This is a genomic window from Marinactinospora thermotolerans DSM 45154 (assembly GCF_900167435.1).
GTDB lineage: Bacteria > Actinomycetota > Actinomycetes > Streptosporangiales > Streptosporangiaceae > Marinactinospora > Marinactinospora thermotolerans.
The window spans coordinates 352,749-377,426 of record NZ_FUWS01000005.1 but is presented as its reverse complement, the minus strand read 5'-3'; the positions used below and the strand labels follow the sequence as shown (position 1 = coordinate 377,426).

Sequence of the window (24,678 nt, the reverse complement as noted above, 5' to 3'; positions counted from 1 at the left end):
ATAACCGGCATACTTCCCTTACTTCACACCCTGTCCGTGGTTTCGTGTCCGGTTGGATCGGACCTGGTGTGGCGGGGGTAGGGCACGGGCCCGTTCAGATCCGTCCCTCGCGCCGCGGGGTGGTCGGTTCGGGGAGGCCGGCGGGCTCCGCCTCGCGGAAGACCCACTTGCGGTAGGACCAGAAGCGGAACAGGGACCCCAGGCCGACGCCGACGACGTTGCCCGCGATGTTGCGGGCGAGCGGGCCGTCCAGGCCGAGCACCGACACGGTGAATTCCAGGCAGAGCAGCTGGATCACCAGACCGACGGCGTTCAACAGGAAGAACAGCGCGTACTCGCGCCCCAGGCCGCTGCGCGCACGGTGGCCGAACGTCCAGAACCGGTTGCCCAGGAAGGCGACCACGGTGGCGATGAGCGTGCCCAGCGCCTGCCCGGCCAGCTCGGACATGCCCAGGAACCACCAGAACGTGTTCGTGGCCGTCAGCTGCACCACGTAGGCCACGGCGCCCACGGTGCCGAACTTGGCGACCTCGTGGATCAGGTGGGAGAAGCGCTGGTAGAGCGCCCGGACGATACTCAAGAGCCGTTCCGATCCTCTCGCAGGTGGGTCACTAGAATTCCATGAGAGCCACGCCTGGCGACGTCGAAACCCACATCCCGTCAAGAGTTGAGGCAGTGTGAGTGAGCGTAATCGGTCCGTCCCCTCCGTTGGCATGGTGGGAGGCGGGCAACTGGCCCGGATGACGCACCAGGCCGCGATCGCCCTCGGGGTGGGATTCCGGGTTCTGGCCGACTCTCCCTCCGACAGTGCCGCACTGATCTGTGGCGACGTCCAGCTCGGTGACGACCGATCCCCATCCGACCTGTCGGCCTTCGCCAAGTCCTGCGACGTCATCACCTTCGACCACGAGCATGTGCCCGAACCGGTCCTGCGCGAGCTGGAGAAGGCCGGAACCGTCCTGCGCCCGGGCCCCGACGCGCTCCGCTACGCCCAGGACAAACTCCTCATGCGCGCTCGTATGACGGAGCTGGGTGCCCCCTGCCCGCGCTGGCGTGGCGTCGCGACCGCCGCCGACGTCGACGAGTTCGCCGCCGTCACCGGCTGGCCCGTCGTCCTCAAGGCCGCGCGCGGCGGCTACGACGGCAAGGGCGTATGGGTCGCCGGAAGCGGCGAGGAGGCGCGCGAGGTCCTCGACGGCGCGGCGCGGGCGGGCGTCCCGATGCTCGTGGAGGAGAAGGTCGTGTTCACCCGCGAGCTCGCCGTCCAGGTCGCGCGCTCCCCCTACGGACAGGTCGCCGCCTACCCCGTGGTCGAGACGGTGCAGCGCGACGGCATCTGCCACGAGGTCATCGCACCGGCCCCGGGCCTCGACGAGGAGCGGGCGGTGCGGATCCAGGAGCTCGCCATCGAGATCGCCCACGCGCTGGGCGTGGTCGGAATGCTGGCCGTGGAGCTGTTCGAGACCGAGTCGGGCGTCGTCGTCAACGAGCTGGCGATGCGTCCGCACAACTCCGGCCACTGGACCATCGAGGGCGCCCGGACCTCCCAGTTCGAGCAGCACCTGCGCGCGGTGCTGGACCTGCCGCTGGGTGCCCCCGGCGCCACCGCCCCCTACACCGTGATGGCCAACCTGCTGGGCGGCGCCGACCCCGACGTCTACCGGCGCTACGTCCATGTCATGGCCAAGGACCCCGGGGTGAAGATCCACTTCTACGGTAAGGAGGTCCGACCCGGTCGCAAGATCGGGCACGTCACGGTGCTCGGCGACGACTACGAGGACCTCCTCGCCCGTGCCCGTGACGCGGCCAGCTACCTCAAGGGAGACCAACAGTGACCCAGACAGCCCCGATCGTCGGCATCGTGATGGGCAGTGATTCCGACTGGCCGTTCATGCAGGAGGCGGCGAAGGCACTGGAGGAGTTCGACGTTCCCTACGAGGCCGACGTCGTCTCCGCCCACCGGATGCCCCACGAGATGATCGACTACGGGACCCGGGCCGCCGAGCGGGGGCTCAAGGTGGTCATCGCCGGGGCCGGGGGCGCCGCGCACCTGCCCGGGATGCTGGCCTCGGTGACCCCGCTGCCGGTCATCGGCGTCCCGGTCCCCCTGAAGTACCTGGACGGCATGGACTCGCTCCTGTCGATCGTGCAGATGCCGGCGGGGGTTCCGGTGGCCACCGTCGCGGTCGGCGCGGCCCGTAACGCCGGGCTGCTCGCCGTCCGCATGCTCGCCGCCCACGACGACGCGCTGCGCGCCAGGATGGAGGAGTTCCAGGCCGATCTGAAGAAGCAGGCCCAGGCGAAGGGGGAGCGTCTGCGCCGCCAGGTCGCCGAGGGGACCTCTTCCGCCATCGGGTTCGGCGTCGCCCGCTGACGGTTCCGCCGCCCGCCTCCGTGAGGCGGGCGGCGGGCTCAACGGGCCGGCACGCCGTCCCAGCGGGTCCACAGGTCACCGGAGACCTCGCTGAGCAGGTCGGCCATCGCGTCGAGTTTCGCCTCGACGTCTTCGGGGCCGCCGCCCGACGAGGTGCAGATCAGCAGGTCACCGTCGAGGACGAAGGCGGTGAAGGCGTGCCTGCGGATCGTCTCGCGCACCTCGTCGGAGAGCAGTTCCACGGGGAAGCGCGGTTCGGGGCTCTGGGCGTAGAGGTCGTGCGCGCCGCCTTCGGGATCGCTGATCTCGACGTAGGGGACCTCCGCCGGCAGCGCCATCGTGTGGACCGTGAGCGTCTCCCACTGGTGCGTTCCCGAGGGAACATGGAAGTAGTCGAACACGGTGAACTCCGAGCCCCGGTAGGAGCCCGACAGGACGTTGCGGACCCCGCCGATGCGGCCGGGAGGCAGCACCGGCCGCGGCCAGCCGTGGATGATCCGCTGGTCGTGCTCCGTGTAGAGCCAGCCGTTGCGGTCGGCCAACCTCCGGCGGTCGGCCGCCAGCCCGAGGTCGTCGGGCATGGGCCCCGGCCCACCGGCATCCCGTGTCTTCTGGGTCCGGCCGCGCAGCAGGGCCAGTCGTGGACGTCGCATACGCCTCCCCTACCCCCGAGGGGGGTGAGGGAATCGGTGTCGACCGGCGTTACCTCAGCTCAGCAGGCGGGGCCATTCGATGGCGGGACAGCGGTCCATGACCATGACCCGGCCGGCCGCGCGGACCTGCTGCGCGGCGTCCTCGTCGACCACACCGAGCTGGAACCACACGGCACGCACGTCGTCGCGGAGCAGCGCCTCGTCGGCGACCGCCCCGGCGTCCTCGGAACGGCGGAACACGTCCACCACGTCCACGGGGAAGGGGATGTCGGCGAGAGAGCGGTAGACCGTCTCCCCGTGCACGGTCTGCGCCGTGGGGTGGACCGGGACGATGCGCTTGCCCTGGTCCTGGAGGAAGCGGGCGACCCGGTAGGCCGGGCGGTCGGGGTTGGCGCCCAACCCGACGACCGCCCAGACCCTGGACTGCTCCAGCAGGCGGCGGATGACCTCGTCGTCGATGTCGTGCATGTGCGCACCCTACTCGTCGCCGTGGTGGTCCCGCCGCGCCGGGAGGGGAGGCCGGAGAACCTAGGGGCGGCCCAGGGCGCGGTAGGTCCAGCCGCGTTCCCGCCACTGTTCGGGGTCCAGCGCGTTGCGGCCGTCCACGATCCGGGGCTGGGCGACGACCTTCGCCAGCTCGTCGGGGTCGGCGTCGCGGAACTCCGCCCACTCGGTCAGCAGGAGGACGACCTCGGCGTCGCGCACGGCCTCCAGCATCGAGGTGGCGTAGCCGAGGCCGGGGTGGGCGCGGCGGGCGTTCTCCAGGGCCTCGGGGTCATAGACCGTGACGCGCGCGCCCAGCGAACTGATGGTCGCGGCGACGTCGAGCGCGGGAGAGTCGCGGATGTCGTCGGAGTTGGGTTTGAAGGCGGCGCCCAGCACCCCCACGGTCCGTCCGCTGAAGCTGCCGCCGATGAGACCGCGGGCGATGTCGATCGTGCGCGCCCGGCGACGCTGGTTGATGGCGTCGACCTCGCGCAGGAAGGACAGGGCCGGCTCCACCCCGAGCTCGTCGGCGCGCGCCATGAACGCGCGGATGTCCTTGGGGAGGCAGCCGCCTCCGAAGCCGAGGCCCGGACCGAGGAACTTGCCGCCGATGCGGTCGTCGTGGGACAGCGCCTCGGCGAGCTTGATGACGTCGGCGCCCGCGACCTCGCAGACCTCGGCCATCGCGTTGATGAAGGAGATCTTGGTGGCGAGGAAGGCGTTGGCCGACACCTTGACCAGCTCGGCGGTCTCCAGGTCGGTGGTGAGGAACGGGATCCCCGCGGCGATCTGCTCGGCGCAGACCTCGCGCATCACGGCCTCGGCCCGCCGTGATCCGGGGGCGGTGCCGATGACGATGCGGTTGGGACGCAGGGTGTCCTCGACGCCGTAGCCCTCCCGGAGGAATTCCGGGCTCCAGGCGAGCTCGACGTCGGCACCCGCGGGGGCGGTGCCGGCCAGGCGGGCGGCCAGCCGCGCGGCGGTCCCGACGGGAACGGTGGACTTGCCGATGACGACGGTCGGGCGCGACAGCAACGGCGCGAGCGCGTCGACGGCGGCGTCGAGGTAGGACAGGTCGGCGGCGTTGGAGTCGGCGCGCTGAGGGGTGCCCACGCAGATGAAGTGGACGTCGGCGAATTCGGCGACCTCGGCGTAGTCGGTGGTGAAGCGCAGCCGCCCGGCGGCCAGGTTGCGAGCCAGCACCTCCTCCAGCCCCGGCTCGAAGAAGGGGAGCCGGCCAGACGACAGGGAGTCGACCTTGGCCTGGTCGACGTCGATGCCGAGCACGTCGAAACCCAGTTCGGCCATACACGCGGCGTGCGTGGCGCCCAGGTAACCGGTACCGATCACCGAGATCTTCAGGCGCTGTTGTCCGACCAATGGTTTGTCCTTCCTACAGTCGGCCAAGACGTGTCACAGTGTGCTTCCCGGCCGACACGGGCGGTGAGATGCGCGGGAGGTCATCGACGCCGGACGACCATGGCGCGATGTGGCGGAACGTGGCGACACGCACCCGTCTGTTCTTGCCGTCCATGGTGCGGTAGGGGAAGGGACCCGAACCAGCGTTCCTCAATGAGACATTGCCGAACTCGGCCCTAACACCACCTCAACCCTGCCCTAAAGCAGAACGGCCGCATCTTATGTGACTTTTTGAGATGGTACGTATGCGGGGGGCCGTTACACGGTTCCCTCTTCCCTCGCATTCCCTCGCAGTTCAGCACGACGCCCACCCGCGCCGAGTGCGGATGGGCGTCGTGGAAGCCGCGGTGGAGCCGGTCACCAACGCGATGGCGGACCGCTGTAGGGGTAGTCCTCCTCATCGGGTTCCCGGGGCGGCGGCCACTGCACGGGCTCGGTCATCCGGGGAGCCGGGCCTCCGTAACGGTGCTGGAACTCGCGGGGCGCCGAAGGCGGCCCCGCGGGCGGCGGCGCGGTCTGCGGCGCGCGGGGCGCGGGCCCGGTGTTGTGGAAGTGGGGCGTCTCACGGGGCGCGGGCGCCGTGGCGGGCGTCATCCGCGGAGCCGGTTGCGGGATGGTCGGCGCGGCCTGCGCGAACGGCTCGGTGCCGGCGAAGTGCCGTGGCCTCTGCGGAGCCGGCGCGGCGTTCGCGGGCAGCGGCCCGGTCCCGTACAGGTGCGGGACGTCAGGCGGACGCCGATGCGTCGGTTCGTGCGAGGTGGCCGGACGCTGCCCCCACGCAGGCGGCGTGTCGTGGCCGCCGTGCCGAGGGTGCGGTGGCTGCCGCATTTCCCGGGGACGTGCCGCGCGGGGCTCCGGCCCCGCCGGTGGACGTGGCCCGGTGTGCGGCGAGGGCGGGATCACCCGGACCCCCTCGTCCGTCTCCCAGCGGTCCCAGGTGGGGGGCGGGGGCGTCCACGGGTCGGCGGGACGCTCGGCGGGACGCTCCATGACGGTCTCGGGAACGGCCTCGGCCGTCCGGCGCGCCGCCGGCCGCCACCGCGATGCGGGAACCGAGGCGGCGATCAACAGTCCGCCCAGCAGCAGGTAGACCACCGCGCCGCCGCCCAGCCGCCCCAGCGGGGTGAGGCCGGTCGCCAGCTCGGCGAACACCGGTGAGAGCGCGAACAGCCCCAGCGCCGTCAGCGTGACACCGGGAAGCAGCGAGGCCAGCGGTGACATTCTCGACCCCGCGAGAGGTCCGAGGAGCAGTCCCAGGATGAACACCGAGGCCAGTCCGGGCAGGTAAAGCCCGGGATCCACGTGGAGCGCCATCATCGCCGCGCGCAGAGAGTCAGCCCCCCAGCCCAGCGCGAACACCGAGACCGGTGCAGCGACCAGACCGACCCCTGCTCCGATGAGGTGCCGTAGCCCGTCCGACATGCCAAACCCCCTTCGTCGTCCCTGTTGGGAGGACGCGATCCGACTCTAGTCGCAGGACGCCTACCTGCGACGGAACCCGCGCCAGAGGCGTGTTCCAGTGGTCGGACAACGGTGGGAGGGCTCGGAGACGGCGGGGAGTCCGACCACCGCGCCCCGGGGCGCGGTGGGCCCCTCGTCTGCCCGGGTTGTCCGGGTGGGAGGGGGTGGGGAACCCGGTGGGAGAGGACGCCGCCCGGACACGTGGTGCTCCACGACGGGCGCGCCGATCCCCGTGTCGGACGCCGCGGCACGGAACTCACCGCCGCCGACGCGGATCAGCGGTCGTCGCGCAACACCCGGGTCTGGTCCCCGGGATCGGGGGAACCCCAGGTCGTGGTCTCGAAGCCGTTCTCACCCCGCCGGAAGGGGGTGGTGGTGCGGCTGGAGTCGTCGTCCGCGGGAAGCGGGCCGGCCACGGGCGGCGCGGCGGCGATCCGGGGCTCCGCCCCGGGACGGGGCCCGTCGGCGCGCGGACGCGAACGCCAGCGCGACGGCGTGAGCGAGGAGATGAACAGCAGCGTCCCCAGGGCGAGGTTCAGCGGCAGGGCGGGACCCAGGGGGTGGAACAGCGAACCGGGCGCGATCCACGAGGGCAGGACCGACGCCAACGAACCGGGATCGAGCAGCGGCCACAGCCCCACGGCCAGCAGTGCGCCGCCCGAGACGAAGGCCGCCAGGGGGGAGACCCGGGAACCGGCCAGGACTCCGCAGACCAGGCCGATCGCCATCACGGCGGCGACCGCGGTGAGCAGCGTGGGGTCCCCGGGGTCGATGTCCCCCATGCGTGCCTCGATCGTCGCGGCCGACCACGCGGTGCCGGCCCACAGCAGTGGGGTGACAAGGAGCCCGATCGGCAGACCGAGCAGATGGCGCAACACGGCGTCCTCCCGGAACAAGCGGTTGCCCGTGGTATTACCACTCGGACCACGGGGCTAACGTGGGCCGTCCCTCACGCTCCCTCAGGCACAGATGTTCTCCTGCGCGGTCGAGGTGTGCACCATGTCACGTCCGCCCGCCCCGACACCGCTTGCGGCCGCGGGCTCCGCGACGGCGGTGTCGGCCGGCGCGTCGACGCCGCCGTAGCCGGAGCCGACCACGACCTGGACCCGTTCGGACAGCGACGTGTCCTCCTCCAGGACGGCCCCGGGGATCGCCGCGGCGACGAGGGCCGCGGCGTCGGCCTGCTCCGGCGCGTGGCGGACCAGGGTCTGGGTGACCCCCAACGAGGGCCAGTTGCTCGCCTGCTCCGGTACCTGGAAGCCGGCCCCGGCCAGGTCGGCGGCCGCCCGCGCGCCCAGACCGGGGGCGCCGGCCCCGTTGAACACCTCAAGAGTGACCTCCTGCGGAGTCGGTCCCGGCCGGGACTCGGAGCGCGCGGGCTCCTCCTCACCGTCCTTGCCGGTCAGCGGCTCATCCGCCGCGACCTTGTCGAACAGCTCCTCGGCGGCCTCGCTGTTCCAGGTCACCGCGGTCTCGCCGTTGGGCGTCCGAAAGTCCATGGAGGAGACCGGGACCTGGGTGAAGGCGACGTCGTCCAGTTTGATCGAGCGCAGCTGGGCGGCCAGCTGGTTGATGGCCGCGGTGTCCAGTCCCTCGTCAACGGTGACCGACCCGAGCGCGGTGTCCAGGAAGCGGGTGAGCTTGTCGGGGTTGCCGAGGGTGTCGGAGTCGAGCGCCTTGTCGAGAAGCGCGGCCATCACCTGCTGCTGCCGGTCGATGCGGTCGAGGTCGCCGTCCACGGTCTTGCGGGTCCGGGCGAACGCCAGGGCCTCGGTGCCGTCCACGTGGTGGGTTCCCGCGCCCATGTTCAGGTGGGCCTTTTCGTCGTAGATGGGCTCCTCCAGGCACACCTCGATGCCCCCGAGCGCGTCCACGACATCGACGAAGCCGGCGAAGTCGACCTCGACGTAGTGGTCGATGCGCACGCCCGTGGTCGACTCCACGGTCTGGATGGCGAGCTGGGGGCCGCCGTAGGCGTAGGCCGCGTTGATCTTGGCCTCCCCGTGTCCGGGGACGCGCACCCACGAGTCGCGCGGAATGCCGATGACGGTGATCTGGTCCCGGTCCTCGTTGACGTGCACCAGCATCATCGTGTCGGAACGCTGTCCGGCCGCGTTGCCGACCCCGAGTTCGGCCTGTGCCCCGCGGTCGAGCTCGCCACGGCTGTCGGAGCCGATGACGAGGAAGTCCAGCGCGCCGGTGGCCCCCGCGGCCGGACGGTCGCCCCCGAGGCCCGCGAACACGTCGAACCGGTTGAGTCGCCCCGAGACCCAACTGGTGAGGGCCCACGCGGTCCCCGAGGCGAGCAGCACGACGACGGACATGGTGCCCGCCAGCAGCAGCCCGGCCCGTTTACGCCGGGCCCGCCTGCTCGGAAGGGCGAAGGGGCGCCGCGGGGACGCGCCGGACGTTCCGCCCGGCGGGGTCGGGCCCGACCGGACACGGCGGAACTCCGGAGAGGAGCCCCGCCCGTTTCTCCCTGTGTCGCCGTTCACCGGATGAGCCCCCGTCCCATCGACCGTCCCCCTTCCACCTGAATGTCCCCTAGGGTGTCAGGAATCCACCCACCGGTCCCGGGACGCCACGCCCGGGCGTGGCGTCCGTACCCCTCCGACGGTTCAAGGGCCGGCGTGGTGGCCGCGATGGCCGGACACGGACGAGCGACGGGGGACCGTGGCCCCGCGCCCCGGTTCCCGATTGGTCAATCCAGGCCGGGCGGCGCACAATGGAGGGGCGCGGCGCCGCCGCACAACGGCCGTGTCCCTTGGCGTGACGCGGCTTTCGACCCGTGCAGTAGCGTTGCCCACGCGCGCCATCGCGCGGTCCCCCGATTCGTTCTCCACCACCTTTTCTTGGACATGCCCGTGACCTGGCCGGCCGTATCGGTTGTAATGCCCATCCTCAACGAGGAACGCCACCTCGCCGCCGCCGTGCGCCACGTCCTCAGCCAGGACTATCCCGGCGACATGGAGGTCGTGCTCGCGGTGGGACCGTCGAAGGACCGCACCCAGGAGGTCGCCGACGCCCTCGCGGCGGAGGACCCCAGGGTCAAGGTGGTCCCCAACCCCACCGGGCGCACCCCGGCCGGCCTCAATGCCGCGATCGCCGCCTCCTCGCACGGGATCGTGGCACGTGTGGACGGCCACGCCATGATGCCCGCGGACTACCTGCGCGTGGCCGTGGAGACCCTGGAGCAGACCGGGGCCGACAACGTCGGCGGGATCATGGCGGCCGAGGGGGAGACCCCTTGGGAGCAGGCCGTCGCCAAGGCCATGACCTCCAAGGTCGGTGTCGGCAACGCGCGCTTCCACACGGGGGGCGAGGGGGGCCCCGCCGACACCGTCTACCTCGGGGTGTTCCGCCGTTCCGCCCTGGACCGGGTCGGCGGCTACGACGAGGCGTTCCTGCGCGCCCAGGACTGGGAGATGAACCACCGCATCCGCCAGACCGGCGGAACCGTGTGGTTCCAGCCGCGCATGCGGGTGTCCTACCGGCCGCGCCCCAACGCCAAGGCCCTGGCCAAGCAGTACTTCCACTACGGTCGCTGGCGGCGTGTGGTGGCCCGGCAGCACAAGGGCACGATCAACCTGCGCTATCTCGCCCCGCCGACGGCGGTCGTGGCCTTCGCCGCGGGCCTGCTCGGGGGTTTCCTGTTCTGGCCGGCCTGGCTCGTCCCGGCCGCCTACCTGGTCGCCATCGCCGCGGTCTCCGTCCCGCTCGGGTCGGGGCTGGGCCTCAAGGGGCGCCTGTGCGTCCCCGTGGCGCTGGTCACCATGCACATGTCCTGGGGAAGCGGCTTCCTGACCAGCCCGCGGGGGCTCGGCTCCGACTCCCGCACGGCCCGGGCACAGCACCAGGACGCCTGACCGGCCCCGCTCCGCTGAGGGGAGCGGGCTAGCGTCCGTCCAGCGCCGCGACCACGCCCGCGACGTCGTCGACGACGACCGCGTCGACGCCGGCCGCGGCGAAGCGGGCGGCGTCGGCCGGACCGGGGCACCACGAGACGACCTCCAGGCCCGCCCGATGCGCGACCTCCACGGTGTAGTCCACCGTCCGGCGGCCGGGCCGGGGTGGATCGCCGGCCAGCCCGAACGAGCGCGCGTCGATCGCCACGATCTGGCAGCCCAGCCCCGCTGCTCCGGCCACGGCCTGGTCGAGCGGATTGCGCACGAACGGCATCCAGGCGGTGGGGATCCCCGGTGCCTCCGCCTGGACGGCCAGCAGGACGGCCGGGTCGAAGGAGCATACGAACAGGCGGCGCCGCCGCGCCTCGCGCCGCAGGTGGGGGAGGAGCAGCGTCATGGTGCGCCGTTCCCTCGGGTCGGAGGCGTCCTCCATCACGGTCTTGACGTCGACGTCCAGCCCGATGTCGGCGGGGATCGCCTCCAGCGCCTCCTCCAGGGTGAGCAGGCCGGCCCTGCGCCCCTCGGCGGCGGGCAGGTCCACGATGGCCTGTCCGTCCGCCAGGGCCGCGTCGTGGTGGATCAGCAGGACGCCGTCGGCGCTGCGCCGCACGTCGATCTCGACCCAGGTCGCCCCCGCGGCGACCGCGGCGGCGAACGACTCGGCGCTGTTCTCCCGCAGGCCGTCCACGGTGCCGCGTCCGGCGCCGCGGTGCCCGATCACCTCGGGCGCGGTGAAGGTCACGCCGGCTCCCCGCGCTCGCGCAACAGGGCCTCGGCGACGGCCAGGTCACCCGGGTGGGTCACCTTGATGTTGGCCTCCTCGCCCTGCACCAGCCGGATCTCCTCGTCCGGCAGGTAGCGCAGCACCACGCCGCAGTCGTCGGTGGCGACCAGGCCCGGATCGGCCAGCGCCCGCTCGTAGGCGCGCCGGATCACGTCGAGGCGGAACCCCTGGGGCGTCTGCATGCGCCGCAGCGACGCGCGCGGGGGGACACCGCGCAGGACCTCACGGCCGTCCGGTCCCAGCTCGGCCTCCACCACGGTGTCGGTCGAGGGCACCGCCACGCCCACCGCGCCGGCCTCGCCGAGCGCCGCCACGCAGCGCGCGATGGTCCGCCCGCTCACCAGCGGCCGGACCGCGTCGTGCAGGAGCACCAGCTCCTCCCCGGGCCGTCCCTCCAGCGCGCGCAGTGCCGCGCAGGAGGTGTCGGTGCGCGTGGCGCCGCCGGGAAGGATCCGGGACACCTTGCCGTAGCCGCCCTCGGCGACGATCTTCTCCACCTCGGCCAGATGGTCGTCGACCATCAACACGATCACGTCGTCCACCTCGGGGGCGGAGCAGAACGCCGCGATGGAGTGCTCGATGATCGGCCTGCCGGCCAGCGACAGGAGCTGCTTGGGGCGGTCCCCGCCCATGCGCGTACCGACCCCGCCGGCGAGCACCGCGGCCGTCACCCGAGGACGCGCCTGGCGTGCCGGAACCGACTCCGTCGACATGGGATCCTCTCTTCCACGGTCGAAGGCCGAGGGTAGCCCACCTCGCCGCGGGAGAGGGGACACACCAGGGCAACGATGCTCGAACAATCCCCCCTGGGGGGTCCGCCCGGCCCCGCCGACCGGTACGCTGAGGACGCCTGGATGGGTGTTCGGTCCGCGAATGTGGAAAGATCGGACGTCGAGTTCCGGCCGCCCCGGCCGCACCGAGGCCGGTGATCCGAGGCTCACCCGTTCCCCCATGACACCCTTTCACCCCTGAACCGCGCCGTACCGCGGCCTGTGTGGCCCAATGGCGCGCTGGTGCCCCGTGACACGGGCGCACCAAGGTTCGTCTCAGGCCCGTCGCCGGTGGCCCCGCTTCCCGCGGTGCCGCGTCCGTCCCGGATCCCGCGGTGACGTCCCCCAGCCGTGCGACCGCTTAGTTACGACTGCATCCCGGAGGAGGTGGCGGTGGCGTCGAGGGCGCTTGCCGTCTGGCAGAACCGGCAGGTAGTTAACCTCCTGGTTAGGCGAGAACTGAAGGTCAAGTACCAGAAGTCGATCCTCGGCTACGCCTGGTCGCTTCTGGACCCGCTCGCCCAGGCGGCGATCTACTTCTTCGTCTTCGGCGTGTTGTTCAACGCCAGGGTGGCGCCGGGAGGCGAGGACGCGCCGGGCGGGTACGCGTTGTTCCTGCTGTCGGGCATCCTGCCGTGGATGTGGATGAGCACGGCGCTCAACGACGCCAGCCGCGCGCTGATCACCCACGCCAAGCTCATCACCACGATGAAGGTGCCGCGGGAGATCTTCCCGCTCGCCGTGGTGCAGACGAAGTTCATCGAGTACCTGCTGACCTGGCCGGTGCTCCTGCTCTTCGTCATCGTCTTGGGCGGACAGACCGGCTGGACCCTGCTGTGGCTGCCCGTGGCCATCGCGGTCCAGTTCGTGTTCACCCTGGGGATCACGCTCTTCCTGGCGTCGCTCAACGTGCTCCTGCGCGACGTGCAGCGAATCGTTCGTATCCTGAACCGCGTACTGTTCTACTCTTCGCCGATCATCTATCCGATGTTCCAAGTCATGGAATCCGAACGGATCCCTGGTTGGTTCAAGACCTTGTACGAGATGAACCCCCTCGTGGGCATCTTCCAGATGCACCACGCGGTGTGGTTCCCCACGGAGCAGCCGACCCAGTTCATCCTGTGGTCGACGGTCGCGGGGGCGCTCATCATGTTCGTGATCGGATACCTGACGTTCCGGCGTCTTGAGACGGCCGTCCTGAAGGAGTTGTAATGGCGGAGCCGGTGATCGAGGCCAAAGGGCTCGGCGTCAAGTTCGCCATGAACCGGCGGCGCAGGCTCAGCCTGCGGGAGATGTTCATCCACGGCAGCAAGCGCGACCCCAACAAGGGGGGGGACTTCTGGCCCCTGCGCAACGTCTCCTTCGAGGTCGCCAAGGGCGACTGTGTCGGGATCGTGGGCAAGAACGGCACCGGGAAGTCGACGCTGCTCAAGCTCATCGCCGGTGTGCTCATCCCCGACGAGGGCGAGGTCACGGTCCGGGGCAAGATCGCCCCCCTGCTGGAGCTGCGGGCGGGCTTCTCCGACGACCTGACCGGGCGCGAGAACGTCAACCTGGTCGGCTCCCTGCACGGCATGACGCCGAAGATGCTGGAGGAGAAGTTCCAGGAGATCGTCGACTTCGCCGAGCTGCGTTCCGGCTACATCGACATGCCGGTGCGGCACTACTCCAGCGGCATGAAGGTGCGCTTGGGCTTCGCCCTCATCTCCCAGTTGCAGCACCCCATCATGCTGGTCGACGAGGTGCTGGCGGTCGGGGACAAGGCGTTCCGCCGCAAGTGCTACGACACGATCGAGAAGATGCTGGAGAACGACCGCACCATGGTGCTGGTCTCCCACAACGAGGGCGACCTCAAGCGGTTCTGCAACCGCGGCCTCTACATCAAGGACGGCTCGCTGGTGGCCGACACCGACATCACCTCGGCCCTCGCCGCCTACAACGCCGACACCCAGGCCGAGATCGAGGCCCGCAAGAAGAAGTCCGGCGGCGACGGCAAGGCCGCCTGACCCCCTCCCCAGCGCTTACCGCGCCGGCCCGCGTGGAGACCTCTCCACGCGGGTCGGCGTCGTTTCGGGCACCCTCCTGCGGGGGCGGAGGGCCTTCGGCGCCCGCGGCGGCGAATGGGCCCCTTCCGGCCGGTACGGGTCGGCGCGTCGGACTTGCCAACCGGCGCGCCCTGGGTAACGGTTACGGCACGAGGAGTACGGGAGAGGGGACCGCCGTGACGCAGACCGCCGCGGATGACGTGTCCCTGCTGCGTCCCGTGACCCGCGGCGCCGCCGGTTGGGTGGCCCGCCGCTCGCTCGCGCCGGCCCGCCTGGCCTGGATCGGGTTACTGCTGTGCGGGCTCTCCGCGGTGTGGTTCAGCGAACCGGGGCCGCGCGGCGCGCTGTTCGGCTCCCTCCTGCTCGCCGCCGCGTGGTTCGCCGACGCGGTCGGGGCGGAGTTGGGCCGCGCCCGTCGTGACGCCTTCACCGCCTGGTTCCGCGCGGTGCTGCGCGTCCTGCGCGAGTACGTCGTCTACGCGGGGGTCGCGGCCGGTGCCGTGGCGGCCGGGATCCCCGGGGCCTGGACGTGGGCGGCGGGGGCGCTGATCGCGCACGCGCTGCGCGAATCGGTCGTCATGTCCTCCACCGCGTCGCCAGATGGGCCGGTCCTCCCCTCGCGGAACTCCGAGCACGCCGTGCGCCCGGCCACCCCGCTCGACGCCCTCGACCCCGGCCGGCCCGGTGGGCGTTCCCCCTCCGACCAGTCGCTGGCCAACGAGATCCTGGGGGCGCCCCGGCCGGCTCCGCCGGGACGCAACGACCGCGAGACCGGGCCCGGCCGGGCCCGGTCCGCCCGGCCACGGGAGCGGATCAGGACGGCGCGCGCGCGTAGGGCCATCGCCACCCTCCCCCAGGCCCCCGTGTCCGCCGACAACGCCGGAGAGGGGCGGCCCAGGCCCCGCCGGGCGGCCCCCGCGTCCTCAGGGCTGCTGCGCCGGATCGTCGCGTTCCCCCAGACGCACCGATTCGTGGTCATCGCCGTCACCGTGACAGTGTGGGACGGGCGGGTGACCTTCATCGCATTGATCGCCGGATGCGTCCTGGCGGTGGTGGGGGACCTCGCCGGGACGTCCGGCCACGACCGTACGAGGTGACCCATGCCCCCGGTGGCGCCGCCGTCCGCTCCCAACCGGCTCGACCTGCGACTTCTCCGTGATGATGGTCACCTCAGCGACGGTTTCGGTCGGCTGGTGGCCGGTTCCCTGCCGCCGCTGCTGCCGGCTCTGGCCGGCGCGCTCGTCACCCTCGTGCTCCTCCTGGCCGGCCCCGGCGAACTGCAAGGCATTACCCTGTTCGCACCGGTGGCCGCGCTGCTGCTCTCGGGAGTGGCCTCGGCGCATCCGCACGACGGACGGTTTGATTGGATGGTCCCGCCGGTCCTGCGCGGAACGGAGTATCTTTACCTGCTCGCGCTCGGCCTAGGATCCGGTGTACCGGGACCGCTGGTGTTCGTACTCTTGACAGCGATCGTCCTCCACCATTGCGACGTCGCGCACCGCACACGCTGCGGAGTCCGCCCCCCTTCCTGGATCACGCGCGCGATGCTCGGATGGGACGGGCGGATGCTGCTCATCGCCGCCGGCGGGACGCTCGGCTGGCTGCCGTTCGCCTATGGTCTGCTGGCGGGGTACCTGCTGGTACTGCTCGTACGAGAGAGCGCGGCGACCTGGCTCGCCACCCCGGTCACCCGAACGGCGGACGAGCCGCCAAACGATTGAGGAGGCATGGACGCCTCCGGAACATAAGGAGGAAGGCGCCTACATGCTCGGTATGGTTCTTGCCGCGGGAGCGGGCCGCCGGCTGCGCCCCTACACCGACACCCTGCCCAAGGCGTTGGTGCCGGTCGACGGTGACACCACCATCATGGACATCTCGCTGCGCAACCTCGCCGCCGTCGGCCTCACCGACGTCGTGGTCGTCGTGGGCTACTGCGCCGGCGCGGTCGAGGAGCGCAAGGAGACGCTGGAGCGTCGCCACGGTGTCAAGTTGACCCTGGTCCACAACGACAAGGCCGAGGAGTGGAACAACGCCTACTCCCTGTGGACCGCTCGCGAGTACTTCTCCGAGGGGGTCCTCCTGGTCAACGGGGACACCGTCCACCCGGTGTCCGTCGAGGAGACGCTACTCGCCGCCAGGGGACCGGAACTCCTCCTCGCGGTGGACAATGTGAAAAGCCTTGCCGACGAGGAGATGAAGGTGACGCTGGACGACAGCGGTCACCTCAAGCGCATCACCAAGCTGATGGACCCGGCCACCGCGGCCGGAGAGTACATCGGCGCGACCCTCATCGAGTCCACCCTGGCCGACCGTCTCGCCGACGCTTTGCGGGCCACCTGGGAGCGGGACCCGCAGCTCTACTACGAGGACGGGTACCAGGAGCTGGTCGACCGCGGCGCCAAGATCGCGGTGGCCCCCATCGGCAAGGTCGAGTGGGTCGAGGTGGACAACCACGACGACCTGGCCCGGGCTCGGGAGATCGCATGCCGCTACTAGCCCGAATGGTCGCCTCCCCCCTCGCGATCGACGTGCGCCGGGGCGCCATCGCCGACCTCGGCACGGTGCTGGCCGACCGCCGGATCGCGACCGAGGGCCGCATCGCCGTCGCCGTGGGCCCGGGTCAGGGCGCCCAGATCGCGGCCGACCTCGACCTGCCCAACTGCGAGGTCTTCCGGGTCGACGGCGGCAGCGTGGACGCGGCGACCGAGCTCGGCAAGAAACTGCGGGCCGGCGCCTACGAGGCCGTCGCCGGGATCGGCGGCGGCAAGACGATCGACGTCACCAAGTACGCGGCGACGATGGCGGGCATCCCCATGGTCGCCGTGGCGACCAACCTGTCCCACGACGGCATCGCCTCACCGGTCAGCTCCCTGGAGCACGAGGGGGGCAAACCCTCGATCGGCGTGACCATGCCCATCGCGGTGGTCGTCGACATCGACTACGTGCGCGCCGCGCCCCAGCGGCTGGTCCGCTCGGGGATCGGCGACGCCATCAGCAACCTCTCGGCCATCGCCGACTGGGAGCTGGCCGGCCGTGAGCTGGGCGAGCCGGTGGACGGCATCGCGGTCACCTTCGCGCGGGTCGCCGCCGAGGCGATCGTGCACCGCACCGACTCGGTGGACTCCCAGGAGTTCCTGACCGCGTTGGCGGAGGCGCTGGTGCTCTCGGGCATGGCGATGTCGGTGGCGGGTTCCAGCCGTCCCGCCAGTGGCGCCTGCCACGAGATCCTGCACTCGATCACCCAGCTCTACCCGGGGACGAGCAACCACGGCGAGCTCGCCGGGATCGGCGCGCTCTACGCCTACTTCCTGCGCAACCGCCACCAGGGGCAGGGGGAGACGCGGATGTGGGACATCCACGCCTGCCTGCGCCGTCACGACCTGCCCGTCCTCCCCTCGGACATCGGTCTGGACGAGGAGCAGTTCGTCCGCGCGGTGGCCTACGCCCCCGAGACGCGGCCGGGCCGCTACACCATCCTGGAACACCTGGACCTGTCCGAGGCGGACATCCGCGCGAGTGTGGGTGAGTATGTCGAAGCCTTCGGTCGCTGAGGTCCGCGCCGGGGGGCAGCCCCCCGGGATCAAGGAGCGTCGCAACGAGGAGCACTGGGCCGGCCGGCTCTACATGCGGGACATCTCGCCGTACGTGAGCACCGTCTTCGTCCGGATGGGCACGTCCCCCAACTCCATCACCTACCTGATGATGGCCTGCGGTGTGCTCGCCGGTGTGGTGCTCGCGTTCGGCGGGCTGTGGACGGCGCTCCTGGCCGCCGTGCTCGTGCAGGTCTACCTCCTGCTCGACTGTTCCGACGGCGAGGTGGCCCGCTTCACCGGACGGACGAGCGTGGCGGGGATCTACCTGGACCGCATCGGTCACTACCTCGCCGAGATCGCGCTGCTCATCGGCCTGGGCATCCGGGCCCAGGGCGGGTTCGACGCGGGCGGCTGGGTGATCGCGGGCATGGCCGCGGCGCTCGGCGCGGCGTTGATCAAGGCCGAGACGGACAACGTCGTGGTCGCCCGGGCCAAGGCCGGGCTCAGCGAGCAGGTCTCCGAGGCGGCCCTCCAGCCGCGTTCGTCCGGGCTGAGCCTGGCGCGCAAGTTCGCCTCGGCGCTGCGTTTCCACCGCATCATCCAGGCGGTGGAGCTGTCGCTGATCGTGGTCGTCGTCGCCGTCGTCGACGTGGTGCGCGGTGACCTGCTGGCCACACAGGTGCTCATGGCGCTGTGCGTCGCCGTGGCGGCGCTCCAGTCGGTGCTGCACCTGATCAGCGTGCTGGCGTCGCGCCGGTTGCACTGACGGAAGGGGGCGGCCCCGGCGGGCCGGCCCCTTCCCACCCGGAGGCCACCGGGAAACCTTCCCTTATCTTTTCGTTACCCGATTCGTGGAATGGTTGACTGTCGTCAACCAGATGTCCACCTGGATGAACGGTTCCCATGACCACTCCCGCTCCCTCGCACACCCGTCCGCAGGACGGCGGCACCGATCCCTCCGCGCAGTCCGCCCTTCGCCCGCGTGGGGCGGATGACGGGCTAGGCTCCAGTGCGGGTGAACAGAGCCGGACGCGCGCGGGTCGGGAGGGTGGACAACGGGTGAAGATCTCCTGTGTCCTGTTGACGATGGGCAACCGTCCCGCGGAACTACGGCGCGCGATCGACAGTGTCCTCCAGCAGGAGGGGGCCGATGTCGAGGTCGTCGTCGTCGGCAACGGCGCCGACCTCCCCGAACTCCCCGAGGGCGTCGTCACGCTACGCCTGCCCGAGAACGTCGGCATCCCCGCCGGGCGCAACGAGGGCGTCAAGGCCAGCGCGGGCGACATCATCCTGTTCCTCGACGACGACGGGTGGTACCGTTCCCGGGACCTGGCCCGGCACGTCCACGACCGCTTCGCCGCCGACCCCGGGCTCGGTGCCATCTCCTTCCGTATCGCCGACCCCGACGGCGGCCCCGACCAGCGCAGGCACGTTCCGCGGCTGCGGGCGGGGGACCCCCAGCGCTCCAGCGCGGTCACGACCTTCCTCGGGGGTGCCTGCGCGATCCGCCGCACCGCCTTCGAACAGGGCGGGGGCCTGCCCGGGGAGTTCTTCTACGCCCACGAGGAGACCGACCTCGCCTGGCGGATCCTCGACGCGGGTTACGACATCGTCTACGACGCCGAGGCGGTCATGTACCACCCGGCGGTGGCCCCGACCCGCCACGAGGACTTCTACCGGCTCAACGCCCGCAACCGGGTCTGGCTGGCCCGGCGTAACCTTCCCTGGCCCCTGGCGCTGTGCTACCTGGGAACCTGGGTGGCCATCACGCTGCTGCGCGAACGTTCCCGTCCGGCGCTGCGGGCCTGGTTCGCGGGCTTCCGCGAGGGATGGCGCGAGGACGCGGGTCCGCGCACGCCCATCAAGTGGTCCACGGCCTGGCGGATGACCCGTGTGGGGCGCCCGCCGATCATCTGATCGGGATGTCCCGCGGAAAGGGGCCTCCCGCCGATCGGCGGGAGGCCCCTTTCCGCCATGACGGCGGGAGGCGAGCGCGTCCTACAGCTCGGTCACGACATCCTCGTAGCGCAGACGCGGCAGACGCGGGAAGTTCTCACCCGCGGGGCGGCCGATGTTCACCACGACCAGCGTCTTGCGGGCGGACCCGGAGAAGAACTCCGCGTCGATCGCCGCCGCGTCGAAACCGGTCATCGGGCCGGCGGCCAGACCGGCGGCCCGCACGCCGATGATGAAGTAGCCGATCTGCAACGCCGCGTTGAGCTGGGCGGTGCTCAGGCGCATGGCCTCGTCCGAGCCGAACAGCCCCTTGATCATCTCCTCGCGGTCGGGGAAGAACTCGCCGGCCCGCTCGTGGAAGTCGCCGTCGAGGGAGAGGATCGCGGTGAGCGGCGCGTTCAGCGTCTTGGCCTGGTTGCCCTCGGCCATGTGCTGGACGAGACGCTCGCGGCTCTCGCGCGAACGCAGCAGCGTCACCCGCAGCGGCTGGATGTTCATCGAGGTCGGGGCGTACTTCACGAGGTCGTGAATCGCGCGCACCTGGTCTTCGGTGACCGGCTCGTCGGTGAACGCGTTGGCCGTGCGCGCGCTGCGGAACAGCAGGTCCTGGGCGTCCTTGGACAGCGCGAGCGGCTCGATGATGTCGGTCATGCTTCCCACCTCGTGAAGAAAAAGTTCCATGTCCCAGAGAGGGACATGGAACATCAACTCATCTTCCCGGGAAACAATTCCGGTTGCCGATCGTGGTGGGAACCACACTTCCTCACCTTCGGGAGGGAGCGGCCGTCCCCGTGGCGATGGGGGAGCCCACCAGCGCCGCCGGATCGGGCCCTCCCTGGACGGGAAGCCCGTCGGGAGGGAAGGCGCCGGAGGCGGACGGGGCGACGCCCGCCCACTCCTCCAACCGCCGGACGAAGGAGGCCGCCTGCACCGGCCAGTGGAACCGGGCGCGGGCGATCTGGTGTCCGGTCCGGGCCATGCGCTCACGCAGAGCGGCGTCCTCACGCAGCCGCAGCACCGCCCCGGCCGCCGCGGAGGGGTCCTCGAAGGGGACGACGATCCCGCACTCGCCCTGAGGCTGGCCGGTCACCAGGGCCTCGGCCGAGGGATTCGGGGAGGTCACCACCGGCAGCCCGTGCGCCATGTACTCGATGACCTTGGTCGGCACCGAGTGACGGTAGTTCGGGGTGTCGTGCAGCAGGCAGATCCCGGCCAGGGCGCCGCTGACCATCCGCAGGGCCTGGTCGTTGGGGACGAACCCGTACCAGCGGATCGCCCCCTCCTGCTGCGCCTCCCGCAGCAGGGTGCGGACCTGGGGATCGGCGGCGCCGATCACCTCGACGCTGACACCGTGCGGGCGCAGGAGGCGTCCCAGTTCCACCAGTTCGCGCGCGCCGCGCGCGGCCGAAACCTGGCCCAGGTAGACGACGCGGTCCCGGCCGGGTTCGCGGGCCGGCCGCTCGGGGACGTAGGTGGTGTTGGGGACGACCGGGTGCGCGACACGGAAACGGTCGCGGTAGCCCTCCTCGGCCAGCAGCAGGCGCATCCGCCGCTCGGCCCGGCGCTCGAAGCCGCGCACGATCGGGGCGAGGGGACGGCGCAGCGGCTTGGGCACCCACGGCTTGGTCAGGAGCGCGGCGGCGGCGTCCTCGTGGACGTCCCACACCGTCACCGGGCGCTTGCGGGGGAGCGCGAGCAGCAGCTCCGGGTCGTGGAACAGCAGCAGGTCGGCGTCTGGCGCGTGTTCGGCCAGCGCCCGGCGCGCCGCCCGCAGCGCCTTCAACCGGTTGCGGCCGGCGGCGCGGGGAACGTCCACCGCCGTCAGCTCCCGCCAGGGGGTGACGCCGCGCTCGCGAAACGGCGCGACGTAGGTGACATCGTGCCCGGCGTCGAGCAGTGCGCGGATCTGCCGGTGCAGGATGCGCGCGTCCTCGGGGTGGTGGACCACGGTGGCCACGAGTGCGTGCATTGCCGCCTCACCTGCCTCTTCCCACCGTGTGGGAGTGCCTGGGTCGGTTCGCCCGGAACGGCGGAACCTTGACGAGCGCCACGATAGGGAGTCAGGGAAACAGCGGGTGAAAAGCCGGGTTACGGGCTGGGGTGGGACGAATGAATCCCCTTTCGGTCCTCCACGGCGAAGCGCCCGCCGTGGACACGGCGGGCGCTCCCGGACGAACCGGCGGGGCTACAGGACCTGCACGCCCTCGCGCTCGATCTGCGCGGTCGTGCGCTGGGCGGCCACCCCCGACGGGGGCAGCCGGCGCAGGACGCCACGGGTGTCCAGCAGGAGCCGGGCGTGCTCGACGAGCAGGTCGGCCTGGTACTCGCTGTGGTCGGTCACCAAGATGGTGAGGTCGGCCTCGCGCAGCGCCTCGACCAGGTCCTCGCGGCGGGGCACGCTGCGCCCGTTGACCGTCCACTCGGCGACGTGGGGGTCGTGGTAGGTCAGCGTCGCCCCCTTGTCGGCCAGCTTGCGCGCCACCGGCCGCGCCGGGGACTCACGCTGGTCGGCGATGTCGGCCTTGTAGGTGACGCCGAGCAGGAGCACCTTCGAGCGCGACAGCGCCAGTCCGGCGTCGTTGAGCAGCTCCTGCGCCCGCTGGAGCACGTAGGCGGGCATGCGGGCGTTGATCTCCTGGGCCAGCTCCACGAAGCGGAAGGGATAGCCCAGCGTCTTCACCTTGTAGGACAGGTAGTTGGGGTCGATGGGAATGCAGTGGCCGCCCACACCGGGACCCGGGTAGAACGCCTGGAAGCCGAACGGCTTGGTCGAGGCGCAGGCGATCGAGTCCCACAGGTCGACGCCGAGCTCCTGGCAGAAGATCGCCATCTCGTTGACCAGCGCGATGTTGACGTGCCGGTAGGTGTTCTCCAGGAGCTTGGCCATCTCGGCCTCGCGAGTGCCGCGGGCCTGGACGACGGTCTGGACGAACTTGCCGTAGAAGGACGCGGCGAGTTCGCCGCAGCGCTCGGTCAGCCCGCCGACGACCTTGGGCGTGTTGGCGACGCCGAAGGACGGGTTGCCCGGGTCGATGCGCTCGGGCGAGAAGGCGAGGTGGAAGTCCTCGCCGGCGACCAGCCCCGACTCCTCCAGGATCGGGCGGACGACCTCCTCGGTGGTCCCCGGGTAGGTGGTCGACTCCAAGACGACCAGCGTTCCGGGACGCAGGTGGGCCGCGATCGACTTCGCCGCGGAGGTGACGGCACCGAGGTCGGGACCGCCTTCGTCGGACAGCGGGGTCGGGACGCAGATCACGATGGTCCTGGCCTCGGCCAGCAGGCTCGCGTCGGTGGTGGCCCGAAAACCCGCGGCCAGCATGCCGGCCACGTCACGGTCGGACAGGTCGTCAACGTGGGACTTCCCGGCGGCCAGACCGTCGACCACGCGCGTGTTGACGTCGAGTCCGATGACCTTGAGCCCGATCCGGGTCGCCTCATGGGCCAGGGGAAGTCCCACGTACCCCAGGCCGATGACGGCAAGATCGGAAGTGGAGGTGTCGACGTCCACAGATGGTCCCCCTCGCGGTGAAAGGTGTGGGATGTCGAGGAATGTTTCCGTCGCTAGACGTCCGAGATTAGTTCCGCGTTGGCCACCATTACACAAAGTGGCCTGCTTCGGACAATCTTCGCCTCAGCTCAGAATATGCCTCGTGATAGCGGTATGCGGCGGCGTTCCATGTACGGTCCCGACCCACCCGCTGACGTGCGGCGAGAGCGTAAGAATCTCGCGTTCTCTGACTGTAAAACAGACTTTCCAGGCAATTGGCCAGAGTTTCGGAGTCGTTTGGAGGAATTAACTCCCCCGTCACTCCCGGTTCCACGATTTCCGCGAGCGCCTCCAAATCACTGGCGACAACCGGAATGCCTCCGGCCATTGCCTCCACCGGCTTCAACGGGGTCACCAACCGTCCCACCCGCTCGTCGCGCCGCGGCACCGCGAACACGTCCAGCACCGCGTGGTAGCGGCGGACCTCGCCCGCCGGAACCCGGCCGGGGAAGTGCGCGGCCCCCTCGAGCCCGGCGCGCGCGGCGCGCTCGCGCAGCGCCCCCAGTTCGGGGCCGTCCCCGACGACCAGCGCGTGCGCCGCCACACCGCGACGGCGCAGCGCCGCCACCGCGTCGACCAGCGTGTCCAACCCCTCGTAGCCGTAGCAGCTCGTCGTGGTCCCCACCACGAACTCCTCGGGACCGATGCCGAGCTCGGCACGCAACCCGGCGCCGTCCGGCAGCGGCTCCAGGAAGCTCTCGTCCACGGCGTTGGGCACCACGATGACCTTCTCGGGCTCCACGCCGCGCGCGATGATGTCGGCCCGCATCGTCGCGCCGAGCGTGACCACCAGGTCCGCCGCCTTCATGCACGCGGTCTCCTGGGCGCGCTCACTTCGGTAGAAGGCGTCGTCGGTGCTGCGCGAGGGGTCGCGGGAGAGCCATGACTCCTCAAGGAACCCCCGCACCTCATAGACCACCGGAAGGCCGTAGCGCCGTCCCAGTTCCAGTGCCAGCCGCCCGTTGTGGTGGTTGCTCGCCGCGTGCAGCACCTCGGGGCGCAGGCGCTCCACCAGCGGCGCGGCCATGCGCAGTGCGACCCGCAGCTCCTCCTCGGCGTCGCGCGGCGCGGTCCACGGCAGCAACCGGTGGTAGGGGATGCCGTCCACCTCCACCCGGGGGCGGGTGTCGGGAATCCCCTTGGTCAGCGGGTAGCCCACGCGGGTGAGCACGTGCGGGTCCAGCCCCACGGAGCGCTGCCCCAGGGCGATGCGGTGGGTCCGCTGGGTGTAACCCGCGTTGGTGTGCGGGAGCGCGTTGGTGACCACGTGCAGTACCCGACCGTTCATCGCGGCGTAGCTCGGAGTTCTCCGCCCCGGGGTTACGCTGACGGCGTCCCACTGTCCCGGGGCTCTGGTGCGGACGGCGCGTCCGGTCTTGAGCTCCAGGCGGTGCGTCAGCTCGGCACGGTTCCGGCCCTCGGGAAGCCGCGCGATCAGCTCCCCGGCCAGGTCGGGGCGCTCGATGGCGACGGCGAACGAGGCCAGTCTGGCCAGGCGTCGGGGGGAGGTGTCGCGGCCGGCGTCGCGGATCGTCTCGACGGCCTCCGCTCGGCGACCCGCGTCCCACAGCGCGTAGGCCGCGGGCAGGGTGCCGAGCCGGGAGCCGAGGCCGCGGGCGCCCCGCCGGACGGGGCCGGGCAGCAGCCGCAGGCCGAGCAGCGGCAGACGGGCGGGCTCCTCCCGCAGGTGCCGCAGGGTCAGGGTCGCGGTGAAGGTACCCGCTTTCACGATGTTGCGCACAGCC

24 protein-coding genes are annotated in these 24,678 nt (G+C 71.2%); 11 read left to right on the top strand and 13 right to left on the bottom strand.

Translation table 11 applies throughout. The features are described from left to right. Positions 1-94: 94 nt before the first annotated feature. The gene (locus tag B5D66_RS11400; RefSeq protein WP_235000932.1) at positions 95-580 is read right to left on the bottom strand and encodes a GtrA family protein; all 486 of its coding nucleotides are present in this window, start codon (positions 578-580) and stop codon (positions 95-97) included. A gap of 97 nt (positions 581-677) precedes the next feature. On the opposite strand from B5D66_RS11400, the gene B5D66_RS11395 reads away from it, so the two are divergent. Both B5D66_RS11395 and purE read left to right on the top strand, forming a co-directional pair. Beyond that, positions 678-1,835 (top strand): 5-(carboxyamino)imidazole ribonucleotide synthase, encoded by a 1,158-nt coding sequence (locus tag B5D66_RS11395; protein WP_078761653.1) that lies wholly within the window; start codon positions 678-680, stop codon positions 1,833-1,835. Beyond that, positions 1,832-2,374 (top strand): 5-(carboxyamino)imidazole ribonucleotide mutase, encoded by a 543-nt coding sequence (gene purE, locus B5D66_RS11390; RefSeq protein ID WP_078761652.1) that lies wholly within the window; start codon positions 1,832-1,834, stop codon positions 2,372-2,374. The genes B5D66_RS11395 and purE overlap by 4 nt, the downstream gene beginning before the upstream one ends. Before the next feature lie 38 nt (positions 2,375-2,412). On the opposite strand, the gene B5D66_RS11385 is transcribed toward purE, so the two are convergent. The 6 genes from B5D66_RS11385 to B5D66_RS11360 all read right to left on the bottom strand — a co-directional run bounded on the left by B5D66_RS11385 (position 2,413) and on the right by B5D66_RS11360 (position 8,717). Further along, positions 2,413-3,027, bottom strand: a complete 615-nt coding sequence (locus B5D66_RS11385) for a type III secretion system chaperone family protein (RefSeq protein WP_235000931.1) — start codon at positions 3,025-3,027, stop codon at positions 2,413-2,415. 54 nt (positions 3,028-3,081) lie between these two features. Continuing rightward, positions 3,082-3,495 carry a CoA-binding protein gene (locus tag B5D66_RS11380; RefSeq protein WP_078761651.1) on the bottom strand — a complete coding sequence of 138 codons (414 nt, stop codon included), beginning with the start codon at positions 3,493-3,495 and terminating at the stop codon, positions 3,082-3,084. Between the two features lie 60 nt (positions 3,496-3,555). Next, positions 3,556-4,875, bottom strand: coding sequence for a UDP-glucose dehydrogenase family protein (locus B5D66_RS11375; protein ID WP_394330051.1), 1,320 nt, complete (start codon positions 4,873-4,875; stop codon positions 3,556-3,558). Between the two features lie 414 nt (positions 4,876-5,289). Beyond that, on the bottom strand, positions 5,290-6,354 hold the full coding sequence (locus tag B5D66_RS11370; protein ID WP_078761649.1) for a hypothetical protein: 1,065 nt from the start codon (positions 6,352-6,354) through the stop codon (positions 5,290-5,292). 314 nt (positions 6,355-6,668) lie between these two features. Next, positions 6,669-7,289: a hypothetical protein gene (locus tag B5D66_RS11365; RefSeq protein ID WP_235000930.1), complete on the bottom strand. Its 621-nt coding sequence runs from the start codon at positions 7,287-7,289 to the stop codon at positions 6,669-6,671. A 63-nt stretch (positions 7,290-7,352) separates the two neighbouring features. Then, the gene (locus B5D66_RS11360; protein WP_235000929.1) at positions 7,353-8,717 is read right to left on the bottom strand and encodes an LCP family protein; all 1,365 of its coding nucleotides are present in this window, start codon (positions 8,715-8,717) and stop codon (positions 7,353-7,355) included. A gap of 540 nt (positions 8,718-9,257) precedes the next feature. On the opposite strand from B5D66_RS11360, the gene B5D66_RS11355 reads away from it, so the two are divergent. Further along, positions 9,258-10,259, top strand: a complete 1,002-nt coding sequence (locus B5D66_RS11355; protein ID WP_078761729.1) for a glycosyltransferase family 2 protein — start codon at positions 9,258-9,260, stop codon at positions 10,257-10,259. Positions 10,260-10,287: 28 nt separating this feature from the next. Here B5D66_RS11355 and B5D66_RS11350 read toward each other — a convergent pair whose 3' ends face one another. Together B5D66_RS11350 and B5D66_RS11345 are read right to left on the bottom strand one after the other, a co-directional pair. Continuing rightward, positions 10,288-11,040 carry a glycerophosphodiester phosphodiesterase gene (locus B5D66_RS11350; RefSeq protein ID WP_078761647.1) on the bottom strand — a complete coding sequence of 251 codons (753 nt, stop codon included), beginning with the start codon at positions 11,038-11,040 and terminating at the stop codon, positions 10,288-10,290. Next, positions 11,037-11,795 (bottom strand): IspD/TarI family cytidylyltransferase, encoded by a 759-nt coding sequence (locus B5D66_RS11345; RefSeq protein WP_078761646.1) that lies wholly within the window; start codon positions 11,793-11,795, stop codon positions 11,037-11,039. The genes B5D66_RS11350 and B5D66_RS11345 overlap by 4 nt, the downstream gene beginning before the upstream one ends. Positions 11,796-12,245: 450 nt before the next feature. Between B5D66_RS11345 and B5D66_RS11340 the strand changes: the two genes are divergently transcribed. From B5D66_RS11340 to B5D66_RS11305, 8 genes are all read left to right on the top strand, one after another. After that, positions 12,246-13,064, top strand: a complete 819-nt coding sequence (locus tag B5D66_RS11340) for an ABC transporter permease (RefSeq protein WP_078761645.1) — start codon at positions 12,246-12,248, stop codon at positions 13,062-13,064. Then, on the top strand, positions 13,064-13,858 hold the full coding sequence (locus B5D66_RS11335) for an ABC transporter ATP-binding protein (RefSeq protein WP_078761644.1): 795 nt from the start codon (positions 13,064-13,066) through the stop codon (positions 13,856-13,858). The genes B5D66_RS11340 and B5D66_RS11335 overlap by 1 nt, the downstream gene beginning before the upstream one ends. Positions 13,859-14,073: 215 nt before the next feature. Further along, positions 14,074-14,994: a hypothetical protein gene (locus B5D66_RS11330; protein ID WP_078761643.1), complete on the top strand. Its 921-nt coding sequence runs from the start codon at positions 14,074-14,076 to the stop codon at positions 14,992-14,994. A gap of 3 nt (positions 14,995-14,997) precedes the next feature. After that, positions 14,998-15,618, top strand: a complete 621-nt coding sequence (locus tag B5D66_RS11325) for a DUF5941 domain-containing protein (protein WP_078761642.1) — start codon at positions 14,998-15,000, stop codon at positions 15,616-15,618. A 43-nt stretch (positions 15,619-15,661) separates the two neighbouring features. Next, entirely contained in the window at positions 15,662-16,393 is a 732-nt protein-coding gene (locus tag B5D66_RS11320) for a phosphocholine cytidylyltransferase family protein (protein ID WP_078761641.1), read from the top strand. A 5-nt stretch (positions 16,394-16,398) separates the two neighbouring features. Beyond that, positions 16,399-17,448 carry an iron-containing alcohol dehydrogenase family protein gene (locus B5D66_RS11315; protein WP_078761640.1) on the top strand — a complete coding sequence of 350 codons (1,050 nt, stop codon included), beginning with the start codon at positions 16,399-16,401 and terminating at the stop codon, positions 17,446-17,448. Continuing rightward, positions 17,426-18,196, top strand: a complete 771-nt coding sequence (locus B5D66_RS11310) for a CDP-alcohol phosphatidyltransferase family protein (RefSeq protein WP_078761639.1) — start codon at positions 17,426-17,428, stop codon at positions 18,194-18,196. Before B5D66_RS11315 ends, B5D66_RS11310 begins: the two co-directional genes overlap by 23 nt. A 320-nt stretch (positions 18,197-18,516) precedes the next feature. Continuing rightward, the gene (locus tag B5D66_RS11305) at positions 18,517-19,347 is read left to right on the top strand and encodes a glycosyltransferase family 2 protein (RefSeq protein WP_078761728.1); all 831 of its coding nucleotides are present in this window, start codon (positions 18,517-18,519) and stop codon (positions 19,345-19,347) included. An 81-nt stretch (positions 19,348-19,428) separates the two neighbouring features. Here the strand turns inward: B5D66_RS11305 and B5D66_RS11300 are convergent, their stop codons facing one another. From B5D66_RS11300 to B5D66_RS11285, 4 genes are all read right to left on the bottom strand, one after another. Then, positions 19,429-20,037: a malonic semialdehyde reductase gene (locus B5D66_RS11300; protein ID WP_078761638.1), complete on the bottom strand. Its 609-nt coding sequence runs from the start codon at positions 20,035-20,037 to the stop codon at positions 19,429-19,431. A 112-nt stretch (positions 20,038-20,149) separates the two neighbouring features. Further along, complete coding sequence (locus tag B5D66_RS11295) at positions 20,150-21,355, bottom strand: glycosyltransferase family 4 protein (RefSeq protein ID WP_078761637.1); 1,206 nt, start codon at positions 21,353-21,355, stop codon at positions 20,150-20,152. A 216-nt stretch (positions 21,356-21,571) separates the two neighbouring features. Further along, positions 21,572-22,894 carry a nucleotide sugar dehydrogenase gene (locus B5D66_RS11290; protein WP_078761636.1) on the bottom strand — a complete coding sequence of 441 codons (1,323 nt, stop codon included), beginning with the start codon at positions 22,892-22,894 and terminating at the stop codon, positions 21,572-21,574. Positions 22,895-22,982: 88 nt separating this feature from the next. After that, entirely contained in the window at positions 22,983-24,674 is a 1,692-nt protein-coding gene (locus tag B5D66_RS11285) for a glycosyltransferase family 4 protein (protein WP_235000927.1), read from the bottom strand. Between the last annotated feature and the right edge of the window lie 4 nt (positions 24,675-24,678).

Bases quoted from the DNA above. Each gene is read 5' to 3' on its own strand.
- B5D66_RS11385 (WP_235000931.1), bottom strand. From the start codon at position 3,027: ATGCGACGTCCACGACTGGCCCTGCTGCGCGGCCGGACCCAGAAGACA.
- B5D66_RS11380 (WP_078761651.1), bottom strand. From the start codon at position 3,495: ATGCACGACATCGACGACGAGGTCATCCGCCGCCTGCTGGAGCAGTCC.
- B5D66_RS11370 (WP_078761649.1), bottom strand. From the start codon at position 6,354: ATGTCGGACGGGCTACGGCACCTCATCGGAGCAGGGGTCGGTCTGGTC.
- B5D66_RS11360 (WP_235000929.1), bottom strand. From the start codon at position 8,717: ATGTCCGTCGTCGTGCTGCTCGCCTCGGGGACCGCGTGGGCCCTCACC.
- B5D66_RS11345 (WP_078761646.1), bottom strand. From the start codon at position 11,795: ATGTCGACGGAGTCGGTTCCGGCACGCCAGGCGCGTCCTCGGGTGACG.
- B5D66_RS11335 (WP_078761644.1), top strand. From the start codon at position 13,064: ATGGCGGAGCCGGTGATCGAGGCCAAAGGGCTCGGCGTCAAGTTCGCC.
- B5D66_RS11325 (WP_078761642.1), top strand. From the start codon at position 14,998: ATGCCCCCGGTGGCGCCGCCGTCCGCTCCCAACCGGCTCGACCTGCGA.
- B5D66_RS11320 (WP_078761641.1), top strand. From the start codon at position 15,662: ATGCTCGGTATGGTTCTTGCCGCGGGAGCGGGCCGCCGGCTGCGCCCC.
- B5D66_RS11315 (WP_078761640.1), top strand. From the start codon at position 16,399: ATGGTCGCCTCCCCCCTCGCGATCGACGTGCGCCGGGGCGCCATCGCC.
- B5D66_RS11310 (WP_078761639.1), top strand. From the start codon at position 17,426: ATGTCGAAGCCTTCGGTCGCTGAGGTCCGCGCCGGGGGGCAGCCCCCC.
- B5D66_RS11305 (WP_078761728.1), top strand. From the start codon at position 18,517: ATGGGCAACCGTCCCGCGGAACTACGGCGCGCGATCGACAGTGTCCTC.
- B5D66_RS11300 (WP_078761638.1), bottom strand. From the start codon at position 20,037: ATGACCGACATCATCGAGCCGCTCGCGCTGTCCAAGGACGCCCAGGAC.
- B5D66_RS11295 (WP_078761637.1), bottom strand. From the start codon at position 21,355: ATGCACGCACTCGTGGCCACCGTGGTCCACCACCCCGAGGACGCGCGC.